We start from the raw sequence: 14946 nt of genomic DNA, 5'->3' as shown, positions 1-14946 counted from the left end.
GGACGAAGTTTCCTTTACACGGCCCTTGGTAAGCTTATCGGCCATCCCCATCATCGACTCCGCAACGCCCGGTCTTTGCCGGGTGAGTGAGCTACCAGGAGAACCACATGGCCTATACCCTCCCCAAGCTGTCCTACGCCTACGACGCGCTCGAGCCGCATATCGACGCAGCGACGATGGAAATCCACCACACCAAGCATCACCAGACGTACATCAACAACGTCAACGCCGCGCTGGAAGGCACCGAGTTCGCCGACCTGCCGGTGGAAGAACTGGTCAAGAAGACCAAGTCGCTGCCGGAAAATCTGCAGGGCGTCGTGCGCAACAACGGCGGCGGCCATGCCAATCACACCCTGTTCTGGACCGTGATGTCGCCCAACGGCGGCGGCGCGCCGGTCGGTGATGTCGCCAAGGCGATCGATTCGCAGCTGGGCGGCCTGGAAAAGTTCAAGGAAGCCTTCACCAAGGCGGCCCTGACCCGTTTCGGCAGCGGCTGGGCCTGGCTGAGCGTCACCCCGGACAAGAAGGTCGTGGTGGAAAGCAGCGCCAACCAGGACAGCCCGCTGATGGACGGCAACACGCCGATCCTGGCCCTGGACGTGTGGGAACATGCGTACTACCTGAAGTACCAGAACCGTCGCCCGGAATACATCGGCGCGTTCTTCAACGTCGTCGACTGGAATGAAGTCGAGCGTCGTTACCAGGAAGCCATTGCCTGATCGGCACGGTCACCTGAAACGCGAACGGCCAGGCAGCGATGCCTGGCCGTTTTTCGTTGCGCCGCCCGCAGCGCTGCGACGTCAGGGCGCGCTGGTGCTTTCCGGCGTCTGCAGGCGCAGGGTCGCCATGGTTCCCAGGCGCATCGCGGTGGGGTCACTCTCGCTGGCCGGCAGCTTGATGCTGTCCTGGCGGATGCCGCCGAAGTACTTCACCTGGAACAGCACGTCCAGGCCGTGCCCACGCGCTGCGCCGGCCAGTGAGGGCGGGTCCACGCGTTCGCCGGGGTTCTTGCGGGCTGGCTGGAAGCCCGGCGTGCTGCCCACCAGTTCGGTGATCTCCGCGGAGAAATCGCCGGCGATCAGCGAGGGCAGGCCCTCGGCGGTCGCGCCGATCCAGGTCATCAGGTCGCTGGTCTGGTGCCGGCGGATCTGCGCGTCATCCGGCTCCGGCCGCAGCCGGGCCACGTAGATGTTGATCAGCTCTTCGCGCAGCTTGATCCGTACCATGCCGGCCGCGCTGAACTGCCCGGGCGGATGCAGCAGGGTGACGGCGTCATCGGTGACCGGCAACCGGGTCAGCATCGCGCTGCCATGGCGCAACGGCTGGCTGGGCGGATCGGCGGTGACGAAATCGCAGCTGTAGCGCAGCCGGCTGGCGAGCCAGCAGGCCGGATTGCGCCCCTGGGTCTGCAGCACGCGCTGCACCGCGATCACGTCCGGCTGCATGGATTCGAGCAGCTGCAGCACCTGGTCCCGCCGTTGCTGCCACTGCGCATCGTCCTGGGTCGGCAGTTCCAGCGTGGCGATCTTCAGCGAGGGCAGGGCCTCCTCGGCCTGGCGCGCATGCGCGCCTGCGGCGGGGGCCGCCAGCAACAGCAGCAGGATCCAGCCGGTCCAACGTCGGGTCTGACCCTTGATGTGCGTGCGCATAACGATAAGTTTACGCTTCCCCCGTCGACGATCCGTGACATGGGCGCCATCCCGCGCGGTCGTTTCGGGCCCGCCTGCCATGTCCGGCGCCGCCTGTCATGCAGCTGTGCAGCGTGCGCTGGGGTAGGGGGTTCCGGTAATCTTGGTCCTTTCGTGTTCGCAGGACAGCCCCACAGGATGAGCAATATCGCAGCCGCCAGCGCAGGCAAAGGCAAGATGCCGCGCCAGATTCCCTACATCATCGGCAATGAGGCCTGCGAACGCTTCAGCTTCTATGGGATGCGCAACATCCTGGTGCAGTTCCTGATCACCTCGCTGCTGCTGCAGGAGATCACCGCCGATGGCCGCGCCGGTGAGGCGAAGGACATCATGCACAGCTTCATGATCGGCGTGTATTTCTTCCCGCTGCTCGGTGGCTGGCTGGCCGACAAATTCTTTGGCAAGTACCACACCATCCTGTGGTTCAGCCTGATCTATTGCGCCGGTCACGCCTGTCTGGCCATCTTCGAGGACAGCCGCCAGGGCTTCTTCGTCGGCCTGGGCCTGATCGCGCTGGGCGCGGGCGGCATCAAGCCGCTGGTGGCCTCGTTCATGGGCGACCAGTTCGACCAGAGCAACAAGCATCTGGCCAAGGTCGTGTTCGACGCCTTCTACTGGATCATCAACTTCGGCTCGCTGTTCGCCTCGCTGCTGATCCCGCTGGCGCTGAAGAACCTGGGCCCATCGTGGGCCTTCGGCATCCCGGGCATTCTGATGTTCGTGGCCACCTTCGTGTTCTGGATGGGCCGCAAGCGCTATGTGCTTGTGCCGCTGCCGCCGAAGGACCCGCATTCGTTCGGCAACGTGGTGCGCACCGCGCTGTCGGCACAGGTGCCGGGCAAGGGCCGTCCGGGGCGTACCCTGGCCATTCTCGGCGCGGTGCTGGCGGTGGCCTCGATGGGGCTGGTGGGCAGCCTGGGCATCGTGATCTGCCTGTGCATCGCGCTGGTCCTGCTGCTGGCCGGTATCGGTGGCGGTACCTGGATCCAGCTGGACCGCGCCCGTGCGGTGCATCCGGCCGAAGCGGTCGAGGGCGTGCGCTCGGTGCTGCGCGTGCTGGTGATTTTCGCCCTGACCACGCCGTTCTTCTCGCTGTTTGACCAGAAGGCCTCGACCTGGGTGCTGCAGGGCCAGCAGATGGCCATGCCGAGCTGGTTCACTGCGTCGCAGATGCAGGCGCTGAACCCGCTGCTGGTGATGATCCTGATCCCGTTCAACAACCTGGTGCTGTACCCGATGCTGCGCCGCTTCGGCTTCGAGCCGACCGCGCTGCGCCGGATGACCGCCGGTATCGCCTTCAGCGGCCTGGCCTGGATCGTGGTCGGTGGCATCCAGGTGATGATTGATGGCGGCAACGTGATGTCCATCTTCTGGCAGATGCTGCCCTACGCGCTGCTGACCTTCGGTGAGGTGCTGGTATCGGCCACCGGCCTGGAGTTCGCCTACAGCCAGGCGCCGCAGGCCATGAAGGGCGTGGTGATGAGCTTCTGGAACCTGACCACCACCATCGGCAACCTGTGGGTGCTGCTGTCCAACGCGGCGGTGCGCAACGATACGGTGACCCACCAGATCGCCAGTACCGGCTTGAGCGAGGCGGCGTTCCTGATGTTCTTCTTCGCCGGCTTTGCGTTCCTGGCGGCGTTGGCCTTCGGTTGGTATGCCAAGCGCTATCGTATGGTCGACAATTACCGCACCGCCTGAGCCTGACATGACCCCAGTCAACCTGCTGCTGATCGCCATTACCGTCATCGTGTCGTGGATGGCGTTCAAGAACCGTGCGCTCGCCGACCGCCTGATCCTGTGGCCGCCGGCGGTGGACCGCAACCGTCAGTACGATCGCCTGATCACGTACGGGTTCATCCACGCCGATCTGTCGCACCTGGCGTTCAACATGATCACGCTGTTCTTCTTCGGCGGCTTCATCGAACAGGTGATGCTGCAGCTGAGCGGCAGCTACCTGACGTATCCGGCGTTCTACCTGGGTGCGTTGCTGGTGTCGATCCTGCCGAGCTATCTGAAGAACCAGAAGAACCCCAACTACCTCAGCCTGGGCGCATCGGGCGCGGTATCGGCGGTGCTATTCGCCTTCATCCTGATCAAGCCGTGGTCGATCATCCTGGTGCTGTTCATTCCGGCGCCGGCGATCATCTATGCCGTGTTCTATGTCGGCTACAGCATCTGGATGGACCGCCGCGGCGGCGATCGCATCAACCACAGCGCGCATCTGGCCGGTGCGGCCTTCGGTGTGCTGTTCATGCTGGCCATGCAGCCGAGCATCTTCAGCCACTTCCTGCGTGAGCTGAGCAACCCGACCTTCCGCCTCGGCGGTTGAGTCGGGGCGTACCGACCAACGGTCGGTACCTACGACGACGTATCTGGCCGGGGTAGCTCACGACCGTTGGTCGTGAGCCCGGCAACCGTCAGGCGGCCTTCTTGCCGTCTACGCCATACGTGCTGAGCAGGCGGGCATAGACCTCGTTGTCGATCTGGTCGAATTCCCAGCCTTGGGTCTGGCCATTCACGGCCAACTGGAACAAGCCTTCCAGCAGCGATGTGTCGGCGTCGCCGTGGGGGGCGGGGGCAGGTGCAGTGTTGTCCATGCGGACCTCCGGAAAGCGGGTGCGTACAGGCAGGTCTTCGCAAAAGCCATGCCAGCTTTCACGCCCTGTCCGACTCCGGTATCGGCCTGCAGGCGCCGGGCTTTAGGGCGGGATGTGACGCAGCACGTCGCTGCTTGCCCCTGTTCAGGCTTCACGCGATCATGGCGGCCGGCTGCGCACTATCGCTGCAGTCGCCGCAGGAGACACCGCTCATGGCTTCGGTCACGCCGCCCGGACTGGCTTACGAGGTGGAGCACGATCTGGCCAATCACCGCTTCCAGGCCCGGGTCAAAGGGCATCTGGCGCTGCTGGATTACCAGATCAAGCGCAAGCGGATGATCATCACCCATACCGAGGTGCCGGAGCCGATCGCCGGCCGTGGCGTGGCGGGTGAGTTGACCAAGGTGGCGCTGCGCTATGCGCGCGAACAGAAATTCAAGGTGGTGCCGGCCTGCGCTTACGCCGAGGCGTTCCTGCAGCGGCACGAGGAGTACGACGACCTGCTGGTCCGATGACGACAGCGGGTCATGCTTCAGGGATGGCCGATCATGATGGTGGGTTACAACAAGGGGATTTCAGGATGAACATCGCAGGAAACCGTCGCGCGCTGCGCGCCAGCGCGTTGGCCATGGCCATGGGCGTGGTGGTGCTGGCAGGCTGCAACAAGCACGACGGCGACACACAAGCACCGGCGGCGCCGGTCGACACGGCCGCCGAAGCCGTCGCGCCCGCGGTGGCTCCAGACGCACCGGTCGAGCTGCGCGATGTGATCGAGACCTCGCCGCAGGCCGTGGTCGGGATCACCTACCCGCCGGACATCGCCCGGTATCCGGGCTTGGCCAAGGCGCTGGGTGGCTATGCCGACAGTGCGCGGGCAGAGCTGCAGCAGGCGCTGGACGGGCTGGGCAACGACAAGCCGACCATGCCCTACGAGCTTTCGCTGACCTTCGAGAAGGTGCTGGAAACGCCGCAGCTGGTGGTGGTGACCGCCGACGGCAGCCGCTATACCGGCGGCGCCCACGGTGAGCCGCTGGTGGCGCGCTTTGTGTGGCTGCCGGAGCAGCAGCAGATGCTGACCGCCGACAAGCTGGTGGCCGATGCCAAGGGCTGGAAGGCGATCAGCGATTACGTGGCCGACCAGCTGCGCGAGCGCGTGGCGACCCGGTTGAGCGGCGATGAAATGGAACCGGCGCAGATGCAGGAATCGCTGCGCAATGCCAGCCGGATGATCGCCGACGGCACCGGGCCAAGTGCCGACAACTTCAGCCAGTTCCAGCCGCTGACCGGTTCCGACGGGCGCATCTCTGCGATACGCTTCGTGTTCCCGCCCTACCAGGTAGGGCCGTACTCGGACGGCACGCAGACCGTGGACGTCCCGGCCGCCGTGCTGGTGCCGCACGTGGGGCAGGATGTCGCGGGGTTGTTCGCCCGGGGCTGATCGACGGAGGCGACGTGGACGCTGGGCTGCAACGACGGGTCACAGGGTTGCTGCATGAGGCGGGGGTCACCGTTGACGGTGACCAGCCGCAGGACATCACGGTGCACGACCCGCGCTTCTACGCGCGGGTCATGGCCCAGGGCTCGCTCGGCCTGGGCGAGAGTTACATGGACGGCCAGTGGGACGCCGCCTTGCTGGACGGCTTCCTGTATCACCTGATGCAGGCTCATCTGGACGAGCGCGTGCACAGCTGGCGCGAAGTGGCCGATGGACTCAAGGCGCGCCTGTTCAACCTGCAGGCGGGCGGTGGCAGCTTCGAAGTCGGCAAGCGCCACTATGACCTCGGCAACGACCTGTATGAGGCCATGCTCGGCCAGCGCCTGGTCTACAGCTGCGGTTACTGGCGCGACGCGCAGGACCTGGACGGGGCGCAGGAGGCCAAGCTCGACCTGATCTGCCGCAAACTGGAATTGCGCCCCGGCCAGCATGTGCTGGATATCGGCTGTGGCTGGGGCGAAGCGTTGAAGTTCGCCGCCGAACGCTATGGCGTCTCCGGCGTGGGCATCACCATTTCGCAGGAGCAGGCCGAGTACGCGCGCCAGCTGTGTGCCGGTCTGCCGATCGAAATCCGCCTGCAGGACTACCACGACCTCAACGAGACCTTCGACGCGATCTTCTCGGTGGGCATGTTCGAGCACGTGGGCGACAAGAACTATCGCGGGTACTTCGAGGTGGCGCGGCGCTGCCTGCATCCGCACGGGTTGTTCCTGCTGCACAGCATCGGCGGCAACCTGTCGCGCCACCGCACCGATCCCTGGATTGCGCGCTATATCTTCCCCAATTCGATGCTGCCCTCGGCCGCCCAGCTCACCGCCGCGTTTGAAGGGCTGTTCGTGCTGGAGGATTGGCACAACTTCGGCACTGATTACGACCGGACGCTGCAGGCGTGGCGGTTGAACGTGGAAAACGCGTGGCCGCAGCTGGATTCGCAGCGTTACGACGAACGCTTCAAGCGCATGTGGCGTTTCTACCTGGCCGCCTCGATGGCCAGCTTCCGTTGCCGGCATGCGCAGCTGTGGCAGCTGGTGCTGTCGCCGCATGGGGTGCCGGGTGGGTATGTGGCGCCGCGCTGACGGGATCGGCATGGATACCGCGTGTCGCCCCTCGAGGCGTTATTACGAAATTGCATTCGTTCAGTTTCGATAGGCTGAAAGAATCACGATGTGTCGCGGTTGGGTCGTTCAATGCCTCGCGGGCACGCTGCGCTGCGGGGCCGGACGATACGTGGCTCGGTGCGCAGTTTTTCGCCGCCGCCGCATGGCCAAGTTGGCGCGGTCGTTGCGCGCCGTGGCCTCTCGGCTGCGGTTCGCGATGGCATCCGTTCCCAACATGAAGTTGATCAACAGATGACGAGCAACAAGAAAACCCATTTCGCCAGCGCCATCGCGGTGCTGTTCGCCTGCACCCTGGCCAGCCAGGCGTCGGCCGCGCGCAAGGCCTACGACGTGGAAGAAGTGGCGTGCACTGATCCGTCCGACATGGTGTGCCTGTCCTGGAACCTGCAGACGGCGCCGGGCGGCTCACGCACGGCGGGCATGACTGTAACGCTGATGGCAGGTGAGACGATCTCCGGTGTGATCAAGCCGAGGGCGAACCGTTACACCACCACCGTGCTGCGCACCAATCCAGATCTGGACATGTACATCGGCATGGGTTTCGAGCCGACCGAGCAGGCGTACACCTGCAAGGTGACCGAGACCGAAAACTGCCGGATGAGCGGCTCCAACTTGCCGGCGTTCCACTTCAAGGTGAAGGCGAAGGTTGACCAGGCAGGATCGCCGCTGGGTTACGTCTATACCACCGCCTCGAACTAAGCGCGGTTGCGGCTGCCGGCACAGCGCTGGCAGCCGCGTTGATCCCGCCCGGCATCGCCGGTCGGGTGTGTTTCCCGTTAGCATTGCGCCGCATGCATGACGCCGTTTCTTCCGTCGTAGTCCACGCGTTGCTGAGCGCCCGCAGCGAGGTGGAGGCCGCGTTCGCCGGTACGCGTGATGCGGACGCTGCACTTGCAACGGCCACGGCCACGCTGGAGGCCGCGTTGTCGGCACACAGCGAAGATCCGCTGCTCCTGACCGGGCTCGGCGCCGTTGCCTGTGACCGCGCGCAGTACGCCCGTGCGCGTGAGGTGTTGCAGCGGGCGTTGGCGCTGGGTAGCGACGATCGGCATGCGGCATTCAACCTTGGCGTGGCGTTGCTCAATACCGGGCGCACGGCGCAGGCGAGGGCGGCGTTCGAACAGGCGCGCACGATGGCTGCCTCACCGTTTACCTGGGAAGCCTGGTTCGACCCGCAGGCGCATTGAGGGTCGCACCAACCAACGGTTGGTACCTACGGTCACGTCCGTATCGCCATGGGTAGAAGAACCAAAAAAAACGCCCGGCAGTGCCGGGCGTTTTTTGTACTGCACGTCGTTGCAGCGGACGCTTACTTCTTGCTGTCACCCGAGGTCAGGCCGCGCTTTTCGAGCAGCGGCTCGATCTGCGGGGCGTGGCCGGCGAAGTTCTGGAACAGCTCCATCGCATCGACGCTGCCGCCCTTGGAGAGCAGGGTCTGGCGGAAGTGGTCACCGTTCTTGCGGCTCAGGCCGCCGTTCTCGCGGAACCACTTCTGGGTGTTGGCATCCAACACTTCGGACCAGATGTAGGCGTAGTAGCCGGCCGAGTAGCCGCCCATGATGTGGCTGAAGTACGGGGTCTTGTAACGCGGCGGGACCGGCGCGTAGAAGATGCCGTCCTTGGCCAGGGCATCGGCTTCGAACTTCATGACGTCCTTGGCAGCCGGCACCTGGTCCGGGCCGATCTGGTGCCAGCGCTGATCGAGCATGGCCGCACCGAGGTACTCGGTGGTGGCGAAGCCCTGGTTGAACTTGGCGGCAGCGACGACCTTGTCGAGCAGGGCCTGCGGCATGGCCGTGCCGTTCTGGTAGTGCTTGGCGTAGTTCTTCAGGATGACCGGATCATCGGCCCACATCTCGTTGACCTGCGAGGGGAACTCGACGAAGTCGCGCGGCACCGAGGTGCCCGAGAAGTAGGGGTACTTCACGTTCGAGAACATGCCGTGCAGGGCATGGCCGAATTCATGGAAGGTGGTGGTCACTTCATCCCAGGTCAGCAGGGTCGGCTTGCCGGCCGGCGGCTTGGGGATGTTGAGGTGGTTGGCGACCACCGGCTTGAAGCCGGTCAGTTCGGACTGCGAGACGTACGAGTTCATCCACGCACCGCCGCGCTTGGAGGCGCGTGCGTACGGGTCGAAGATGAAGATCGCCAGCTGGCTGCCGTCGGCATCGAACACGTCATAGACGGTGACGTCTTCGTGGTAGACCGGCAGGTCGGTGCGCTGCTTGAAGGTCAGGCCGAATTCAAGCTGGGCGGCGTGGAAGACGCCGTTTTCGAGCACGTTCTTCATTTCGAAGTACGGCTTGAGCTGGGATTCGTCGAAGTTGTACTTTGCCTGGCGGACCTTCTCGCTGTAGAACGCCCAGTCCCAGGCTTCCAGCTTGAAGGTGGGCTTGCCGGCGGCCTTCTGCTCCTTGTCGATCATCGCCTGCAGGTCGGCGGCTTCGCGCTTGGCGTTGGCGACGGCGGCCGGGGCGAGCTGGCCGAGCATGGCGTTGACCGCTTCGGGGGTCTTGGCGGTCTGGTTGGTCAGGTTGTAGGCGGCGAAGTTCGCAAAGCCCATCAGCTTGGCCTTGTCGGCACGCAGCTGCATGATGCGCGAGACCAGGGCGGTGTTGTCGTACTCACCGCCGCGGCTGCCGCGGGTGATGGAGGCTTCGTAGATCTTCTGGCGCAGCGCGCGGTTGGCCAGGTTGGTCAGCGGCGGCTGGCCGGTGGTGTTGAGCAGGGTGATGACGTACTTGCCGTCCTGGCCGCGGGCCTTGGCGGCTTCGGCAGCGGCGGAGATCTGTTCCTGCGAGAGGCCGGCCAGCTCCTTGACGTCATCGACGGTGATCGCCGAGGCGTTCACTTCGGCCAGCACGTTCTGGCTGAACTTGGTGCCCAGGTTGGCCAGTTCGGCGTTCATTTCCTTGAGCTTGGTCTTGTCGGCTTCGGACAGCTTGGCGCCGGCGCGGACGTAGCTCTCGTAGTACTTCTCGACCAGGCGCACGCCCTCGGCGTCGAGGCCGAGCTGGGCGCGGGTGTCGTACAGGGTCTGGATGCGGGCGAACAGCTTGCCGTTCAGCGCGATCGCGTCGCTGTGCGCGGCGAAGCGGGCGGAGTAATCGGCCTGCAGCTTCTTGCGTGCGTCGTTGGTGTCGGCACCGACCAGGCTGAAGAAGACGGTGGTGGCGCGGTCCAGGGTCTCACCGCTCTTCTCCAGGGCGATGAGGGTGTTGTCGAAGGTCGGCTTGGCCTTGTTGTTGGCGATCGCCTCGACTTCCTTCAGCTGCTGGGCCATGCCGGCGTCGAAGGCGGGCGCGAAGTCGCTGTCCTTGATCTTGTCGAACTGCGGGAAGTGCAGCGGCAGCGGGCTGTCGGCGAAGAACGGGTTGGCCTGCTGGGCGCTGTTCGCGGCCGGGGTGGCGGCGGTGGCCGAATAGGCGGGCAGGGCAAGGCCGAGGGTCACGGCGACGGCGAGGGCAAGACGGGTGGTCAAGGGGAATTCTCCGGTCAGACAAGTCTTTGAGGGTAACCCGAGCCGTTGCGGAGGGGCTTGTGTCGAAAGGCATGTTTGGGCCGGACCACGGCCGGGGCATGGCGAAAGCAACTGCGGCGCCGGACAGTTGATTGGCGCCTTAAAAAGCGGCGTGTGGCCAGATTGGGAGCAGTAGTGCCGGCCGCTGGCCGGCTCCCCAGCCGTGCAGGACGAGCCCAGCAGGCAAGCTAAGATGAGGTCTTTCCACCGGAATCCCCTGCCATGACCACTGCCTTCGATTTCCCGTTCGTGGACCTGTCCGGCCAGCCGCAGGCGTTGGCGCAGTACCGGGGCAAGGTGTTGCTGCTGGTCAATGTGGCCAGCAAGTGCGGCTTTACGCCGCAGTACGAGGGGCTGGAGGCGCTGTGGCGGGAGTTCGGGCCACGGGGGCTGGTGGTGGTCGGGTTTCCCTGCGATCAGTTCGGGCACCAGGAGCCGGGCGATGCGGCGCAGATCGGGGAATTCTGCTCGCTGACCTACGGGGTCAGTTTCCCGATGTCGGACAAGGTCGAGGTCAACGGCGCCGGCGCTGATCCGCTGTGGCAGTGGCTCAAGGCCGAGAAGGCCGGGGTATTGGGCACGCGCGGGATCAAGTGGAACTTCAGCAAGTTCCTGGTCGGGCGCGATGGGCAGGTGCTGGCGCGGTATGCGCCGACCGACAAGCCCGAGTCGCTGCGCGGCGACATCGAGGCGGCGCTGGCGTAACGCCGGGCTCTGCCCGGCTCCGTGATCCCGGTAGTGCCGGCCGCTGGCCGGCTCCTCGCATCACCGGTTCGCCCAACGTTCCAGCCACGCATGGCGTGGCTCTACCGGCTCGCATCACCGGTTCGCCCAACGTTCCAGCCACGCATGGCGTGGCTCTACACCGCGGCGGTGGAATCAGCCGCCTGCTTTGCGGTTGCGCACGTCTTCGGGCAGGAGGGCGAGGATGTCGTCGACGATTTTCGGCAGGCTCTGCTCGGAGTAGCCGCGATGCACGCCGGCGATGCTGCCGTCGTGGCCGATGATGAACATGTGCGGGATGGTCTGGATGCCGTACTGGTCGCTGACCTCGCCCTTGGCGTCGTGGATGTAGTCCAGTGGCGGGGCGTTGCGGCTGCGGGCGATGGCGGCGAAATCGGCGCGCGGTTCCTTCAGGTTCACCGCGTAGACCTGCAGCGCGTCATGCCCGATGACCTTCTGCAGCTGGCCCAGGATCGGCAGTTCCTTGCGGCACGGGCCGCACCACGAGGCCCAGAACGTGACGATGACGACCTTGCCGCGCTGGCTGGCCAGGTCCACCACATTGCCCCGGCGGTCCTTGCCCAGGATCTGCGGCGGGATATCGCCGGCCTTCGGTGAGGGCGTTGCGGGCGCGGCGGCGCTGGCAGCCAGGCTCATGGCGAGCAGCAGGCAGGCGAGGGCGGGGCGGATCTTCCTGATCATCGGTACGGCTCCAGGTCAGGCCCGGCCGTTGCCGGGCTGACGCGGAATATAGCCCAACGTGCATGCGATCGTTGCCGCGGGAGCCGACCAACGGTCGGCTCTACCCGGCAGGGCTGCGGTTGGCGAATCAGCCCCGTAGAGCCGGGCGCTGCCCGGCTGGCGCGCAGGTTCGTCGATCAGCCGGGCGGAGCCCGGCGCCGCGATTACTTTTCGACGAACGCGCGCTCGAAGACGTAGTGGCCCGGGGTGCCGATGCGCGGCGAGGTCTGGAAGCCGCGGCTGTCCAGCACGGTGCGCAGGTCGGCCAGCATCTGCGGGCTGCCGCAGATCATGGCGCGGTCGTTTTCCGGATCCAGCGGCGGCAGGCCGAGGGTCTTCTGCATCTCGCCGCTTTCCATCAGCGAGGTCAGGCGGCCCTGGTTGGGGAACGCCTCACGGGTGACGGCCGGGTAGTACAGCAGCTTGTCGCCGATCATATCGCCGAGGAATTCGTGCTCGCGCAGTTCCTTCTCGAACAGGTCGCGGTAGGCCAGGTCTTTTTCGTAGCGCACGCCGTGGGTGAGGATCACCTTGTCGAAGCGCTCGTAGGTTTCCGGGTCCTTGATCACCGACAGCCACGGCGCCAGGCCGGTGCCGGTGCCGAGCAGGTACAGGTGCTTGCCCGGGTGCAGGTCGCTGATCAGCAGGGTGCCGGTAGGCTTCTTGCCGACCAGCACCTTGTCGCCCGGCTTGATGTGCTGCAGGCGCGAGGTCAGCGGGCCGTCCTGGACCTTGATGCTGAAGAACTCCAGGTTTTCTTCCCAGTTGGCACTGGCGATGGAGTACGCGCGCAGCAGCGGGCGCGCCTCGGTTTCCAGGCCGATCATCACGAACTGGCCGTTCTCGAAGCGGAAGCCGCTGTCGCGGGTCGTGGTGAAGCTGAAGTAGGCGTCGGTCCAGTGACGGACCTCAAGCACCGTTTCGGCGCCAAAAGCGGAAGACATGGGGGTGGGGTTCTGGTCGGTTTCGTCGGGTCTAGTTTATCTCAAATGAGATAAATTCTCATTGACTGGCCGGACAGGCCTGTCGCGTCTGGGTTTCAGCGGTACCCGGCGGCCTGCAGCTCGAACAGTTCGGCATACCGTCCGCCCTGGATCATCAGTTCGGCATGGGTGCCGCTGGCCTCGATCCGGCCGCCGGCCAGCACCAGGATGCGGTCGGCCATGCGCACCGAGGAGAACCGGTGCGAGATCAGCACCGCGGTGCGGTTGTCGGACAGTTCCTTGAAGCGCTGGAACACCTCGAACTCGCTGCGCGCATCCAGCGCCGCGGTCGGTTCATCCAGGATCATGACCTGTGCATCGCGCATGTAGGCACGCGCGATCGCGATCTTCTGCCACTGACCGCCGGACAGGTCCACGCCCATCTTGAAGCGGCGGCCGATGAGCTGGTCGTAGCCGCCGGGCAGGCCGGCGATCACTTCATCGGCCATGCCGCGGCGCGCGGCATCGCGGATGCGGGCGTCGTCGGTCATCGCCTCGACCAGGCCGACGCCGATGTTCTCGCCGGCGCTGAGGTTGTAGCGCACGAAGTCCTGGAAGATCACGCCCATGTTGGCGCGCAAGTCATCCAGGTCGTAATCGCGCAGGTCGCGGCCATCAAGCAGGATGCGGCCTTCGTCGGGGTCGTACAGGCGGGCCAGCAGCTTGACCAGGGTGGTCTTGCCGGCACCGTTCTCGCCGACCAGCGCCAGCACTTCGCCGGCACGCAGGTCGAAATCCAGATGGCGTACCGCCCAGCTTTCGGCGTCGGGGTAGCGGAATCCGACATTCTCGAACACGAAGCCCTGGGTGATCGGCTGCGGGATGGCGACCGCGTCCGGGCGCGAATGGATCTCCGGTTCGATCTGGAAGAACGAGAACAGATCGTCCAGGTACAGCGCTTGCCCGGCGACCTGCGAAAAGCCGATCAGCAGCCCTTCGAGCAGCTGGCGCAGGCGCAGGAAACTGCCGGCCAGGAAGGTGAGGTCGCCGATCGAGAAATCGCCGCGTACCGTGCGCCAGGCGATGTAGGCATACGCCGCGTAGTACCCGAGCGTCCCCAGCGCGGCGAGCAGCGTGCCCCAGATCGCGCGCTTGCGCGCGAGGGCGCGGTTGGCCAGGTAGAACTTCTCGGCCAGCCGTTTGTAGCGGTCGATCAGGAAGCGATGGAGGTTGAAGATTTTCACCTCCTTGGCGGTTTCCACGCTGGCCCCGATCTGGCGCAGGTACTCCAGCTGCCGACGCTCGGGCGTCCACTGGAAATTGAGGCTGTAGCCGGCGGCGTTGAAATGCGATTCGCCGATGAACGCCGGGATCAGCGCCACCGCGAGCAGCAGGATCAACCACGGCGCGTACACGATCAGGCCGACCGCAAGGCTGGCCACGGTGATGCTGTCCTGCACCTGGCCGAACAGCTGGCTCATCAGGTTCATCCGGCCCATGGTCTGGCGCCGTGCGCGGTCCAGCTTGTCCTGCAGGTCGGGGTCTTCGAAATCTTCCAGGTCCAGCTCGGCGGCGTGTTCCATCAGGCGCACGCTGGTGACGTTGGTGAACAGCTCTGACAACAACGTATCGGCGTAGCTGACCATGCGGCCGAGCAGGTCCGAGGCCATGGCCAGGCCGAACTCGAGTGCGAGCAACCCGAGCAGCGGGTTCAGCAGCCCGCTGGAGAGCGCCTCGCCGAACGGCGGGAAGCCCGCATCGTGCTGGCTGAGCAGTACCGCCGCATCGATGATCAGCTTGCCGACATACAGCATCGCCACCGGCAGCAACGCACGGATCACACGCAGCCCGAGGCTGGCCAGGGTCAGCCCGGGGCTGGTCTGCCAGACCTGGCGCAGGAACGGGGGCAGGTTGCGCATCGCATTGACGCGCTCGCGCAGGCTGGGATTCTTCTGGCCGGGTGCACCGGCAGCGGGGGAGGCGGGCATGGGCGGTATTGTGCGCGCCGTGACCGTGGTTGATGCATGAATTCAGTGCACGCGGACCGCAGCCCGGTAGTGGCCGGCCCGGGGGGGGCCCCCGGTTGAGACCCCACCAAGCGGCGGCCGCCCCCCGCCCGCCCCCCCCCAGCCCCACCC

At 65.5% G+C, this 14946-nt stretch carries 15 protein-coding genes; 9 read left to right on the top strand and 6 right to left on the bottom strand.

What is annotated here, in order from left to right:
* The first annotated feature begins 107 nt into the window (after nt 1-107).
* The gene (locus ABE571_RS04655; RefSeq protein ID WP_123730769.1) at nt 108-719 is read left to right on the top strand and encodes a superoxide dismutase; all 612 of its coding nucleotides are present in this window, start codon (nt 108-110) and stop codon (nt 717-719) included.
* 81 nt (nt 720-800) lie between these two features.
* On the opposite strand, the gene ABE571_RS04650 is transcribed toward ABE571_RS04655, so the two are convergent.
* Nucleotides 801-1649, bottom strand: coding sequence for an endonuclease/exonuclease/phosphatase family protein (locus ABE571_RS04650; protein WP_313210343.1), 849 nt, complete (start codon nt 1647-1649; stop codon nt 801-803).
* A 177-nt stretch (nt 1650-1826) separates the two neighbouring features.
* Here ABE571_RS04650 and ABE571_RS04645 point away from each other — a divergent pair, with 177 nt between their 5' ends.
* On the top strand, nt 1827-3389 hold the full coding sequence (locus ABE571_RS04645; protein WP_346493302.1) for an oligopeptide:H+ symporter: 1563 nt from the start codon (nt 1827-1829) through the stop codon (nt 3387-3389).
* Between the two features lie 7 nt (nt 3390-3396).
* On the top strand, nt 3397-4020 hold the full coding sequence (locus ABE571_RS04640; RefSeq protein ID WP_019182898.1) for a rhomboid family intramembrane serine protease: 624 nt from the start codon (nt 3397-3399) through the stop codon (nt 4018-4020).
* Between the two features lie 88 nt (nt 4021-4108).
* On the opposite strand, the gene ABE571_RS04635 is transcribed toward ABE571_RS04640, so the two are convergent.
* The gene (locus ABE571_RS04635; RefSeq protein WP_313210339.1) at nt 4109-4288 is read right to left on the bottom strand and encodes a hypothetical protein; all 180 of its coding nucleotides are present in this window, start codon (nt 4286-4288) and stop codon (nt 4109-4111) included.
* 212 nt (nt 4289-4500) lie between these two features.
* Here ABE571_RS04635 and ABE571_RS04630 point away from each other — a divergent pair, with 212 nt between their 5' ends.
* From ABE571_RS04630 to ABE571_RS04610, 5 genes are all read left to right on the top strand, one after another.
* Complete coding sequence (locus ABE571_RS04630; RefSeq protein ID WP_121041132.1) at nt 4501-4803, top strand: GNAT family N-acetyltransferase; 303 nt, start codon at nt 4501-4503, stop codon at nt 4801-4803.
* Nucleotides 4804-4868: 65 nt separating this feature from the next.
* Nucleotides 4869-5726, top strand: a complete 858-nt coding sequence (locus tag ABE571_RS04625; protein WP_313218849.1) for a DUF3298 domain-containing protein — start codon at nt 4869-4871, stop codon at nt 5724-5726.
* Between the two features lie 14 nt (nt 5727-5740).
* Nucleotides 5741-6859, top strand: a complete 1119-nt coding sequence (gene cfa / locus ABE571_RS04620) for a cyclopropane fatty acyl phospholipid synthase (RefSeq protein WP_346493301.1) — start codon at nt 5741-5743, stop codon at nt 6857-6859.
* 159 nt (nt 6860-7018) lie between these two features.
* Nucleotides 7019-7600: a hypothetical protein gene (locus tag ABE571_RS04615; protein WP_346493300.1), complete on the top strand. Its 582-nt coding sequence runs from the start codon at nt 7019-7021 to the stop codon at nt 7598-7600.
* A 92-nt stretch (nt 7601-7692) separates the two neighbouring features.
* Nucleotides 7693-8088 carry a tetratricopeptide repeat protein gene (locus ABE571_RS04610; protein ID WP_346466671.1) on the top strand — a complete coding sequence of 132 codons (396 nt, stop codon included), beginning with the start codon at nt 7693-7695 and terminating at the stop codon, nt 8086-8088.
* A 122-nt stretch (nt 8089-8210) separates the two neighbouring features.
* On the opposite strand, the gene ABE571_RS04605 is transcribed toward ABE571_RS04610, so the two are convergent.
* The gene (locus ABE571_RS04605) at nt 8211-10382 is read right to left on the bottom strand and encodes a M3 family metallopeptidase (protein WP_313210326.1); all 2172 of its coding nucleotides are present in this window, start codon (nt 10380-10382) and stop codon (nt 8211-8213) included.
* 261 nt (nt 10383-10643) lie between these two features.
* Between ABE571_RS04605 and ABE571_RS04600 the strand changes: the two genes are divergently transcribed.
* Nucleotides 10644-11126, top strand: coding sequence for a glutathione peroxidase (locus ABE571_RS04600; RefSeq protein ID WP_313210324.1), 483 nt, complete (start codon nt 10644-10646; stop codon nt 11124-11126).
* A gap of 174 nt (nt 11127-11300) precedes the next feature.
* On the opposite strand, the gene ABE571_RS04595 is transcribed toward ABE571_RS04600, so the two are convergent.
* The 3 genes from ABE571_RS04595 to ABE571_RS04585 all read right to left on the bottom strand — a co-directional run bounded on the left by ABE571_RS04595 (nt 11301) and on the right by ABE571_RS04585 (nt 14796).
* The gene (locus tag ABE571_RS04595) at nt 11301-11846 is read right to left on the bottom strand and encodes a TlpA disulfide reductase family protein (protein WP_313210322.1); all 546 of its coding nucleotides are present in this window, start codon (nt 11844-11846) and stop codon (nt 11301-11303) included.
* A 203-nt stretch (nt 11847-12049) separates the two neighbouring features.
* Complete coding sequence (locus ABE571_RS04590) at nt 12050-12829, bottom strand: ferredoxin--NADP reductase (RefSeq protein ID WP_313210320.1); 780 nt, start codon at nt 12827-12829, stop codon at nt 12050-12052.
* Between the two features lie 95 nt (nt 12830-12924).
* Nucleotides 12925-14796, bottom strand: a complete 1872-nt coding sequence (locus tag ABE571_RS04585) for an ABC transporter ATP-binding protein (RefSeq protein ID WP_346493299.1) — start codon at nt 14794-14796, stop codon at nt 12925-12927.
* Between the last annotated feature and the right edge of the window lie 150 nt (nt 14797-14946).

Source organism: Stenotrophomonas sp. TWI273 (genome assembly GCF_039674765.1).
Lineage (GTDB): Bacteria > Pseudomonadota > Gammaproteobacteria > Xanthomonadales > Xanthomonadaceae > Stenotrophomonas.
Note: the sequence above shows the minus strand (reverse complement) of the source record. Positions and strands in the feature narration are given on the sequence as shown.

What these genes read in the sequence shown, in the direction of transcription:
- ABE571_RS04655 (WP_123730769.1), top strand. Translation starts at nt 108, where the DNA reads ATGGCCTATACCCTCCCCAAGCTGTCCTACGCCTACGACGCGCTCGAG.
- ABE571_RS04650 (WP_313210343.1), bottom strand. Translation starts at nt 1,649, where the DNA reads ATGCGCACGCACATCAAGGGTCAGACCCGACGTTGGACCGGCTGGATC.
- ABE571_RS04645 (WP_346493302.1), top strand. Translation starts at nt 1,827, where the DNA reads ATGAGCAATATCGCAGCCGCCAGCGCAGGCAAAGGCAAGATGCCGCGC.
- ABE571_RS04640 (WP_019182898.1), top strand. Translation starts at nt 3,397, where the DNA reads ATGACCCCAGTCAACCTGCTGCTGATCGCCATTACCGTCATCGTGTCG.
- ABE571_RS04635 (WP_313210339.1), bottom strand. Translation starts at nt 4,288, where the DNA reads ATGGACAACACTGCACCTGCCCCCGCCCCCCACGGCGACGCCGACACA.
- ABE571_RS04630 (WP_121041132.1), top strand. Translation starts at nt 4,501, where the DNA reads ATGGCTTCGGTCACGCCGCCCGGACTGGCTTACGAGGTGGAGCACGAT.
- ABE571_RS04625 (WP_313218849.1), top strand. Translation starts at nt 4,869, where the DNA reads ATGAACATCGCAGGAAACCGTCGCGCGCTGCGCGCCAGCGCGTTGGCC.
- ABE571_RS04610 (WP_346466671.1), top strand. Translation starts at nt 7,693, where the DNA reads ATGCATGACGCCGTTTCTTCCGTCGTAGTCCACGCGTTGCTGAGCGCC.
- ABE571_RS04600 (WP_313210324.1), top strand. Translation starts at nt 10,644, where the DNA reads ATGACCACTGCCTTCGATTTCCCGTTCGTGGACCTGTCCGGCCAGCCG.
- ABE571_RS04595 (WP_313210322.1), bottom strand. Translation starts at nt 11,846, where the DNA reads ATGATCAGGAAGATCCGCCCCGCCCTCGCCTGCCTGCTGCTCGCCATG.
- ABE571_RS04590 (WP_313210320.1), bottom strand. Translation starts at nt 12,829, where the DNA reads ATGTCTTCCGCTTTTGGCGCCGAAACGGTGCTTGAGGTCCGTCACTGG.
- ABE571_RS04585 (WP_346493299.1), bottom strand. Translation starts at nt 14,796, where the DNA reads ATGCCCGCCTCCCCCGCTGCCGGTGCACCCGGCCAGAAGAATCCCAGC.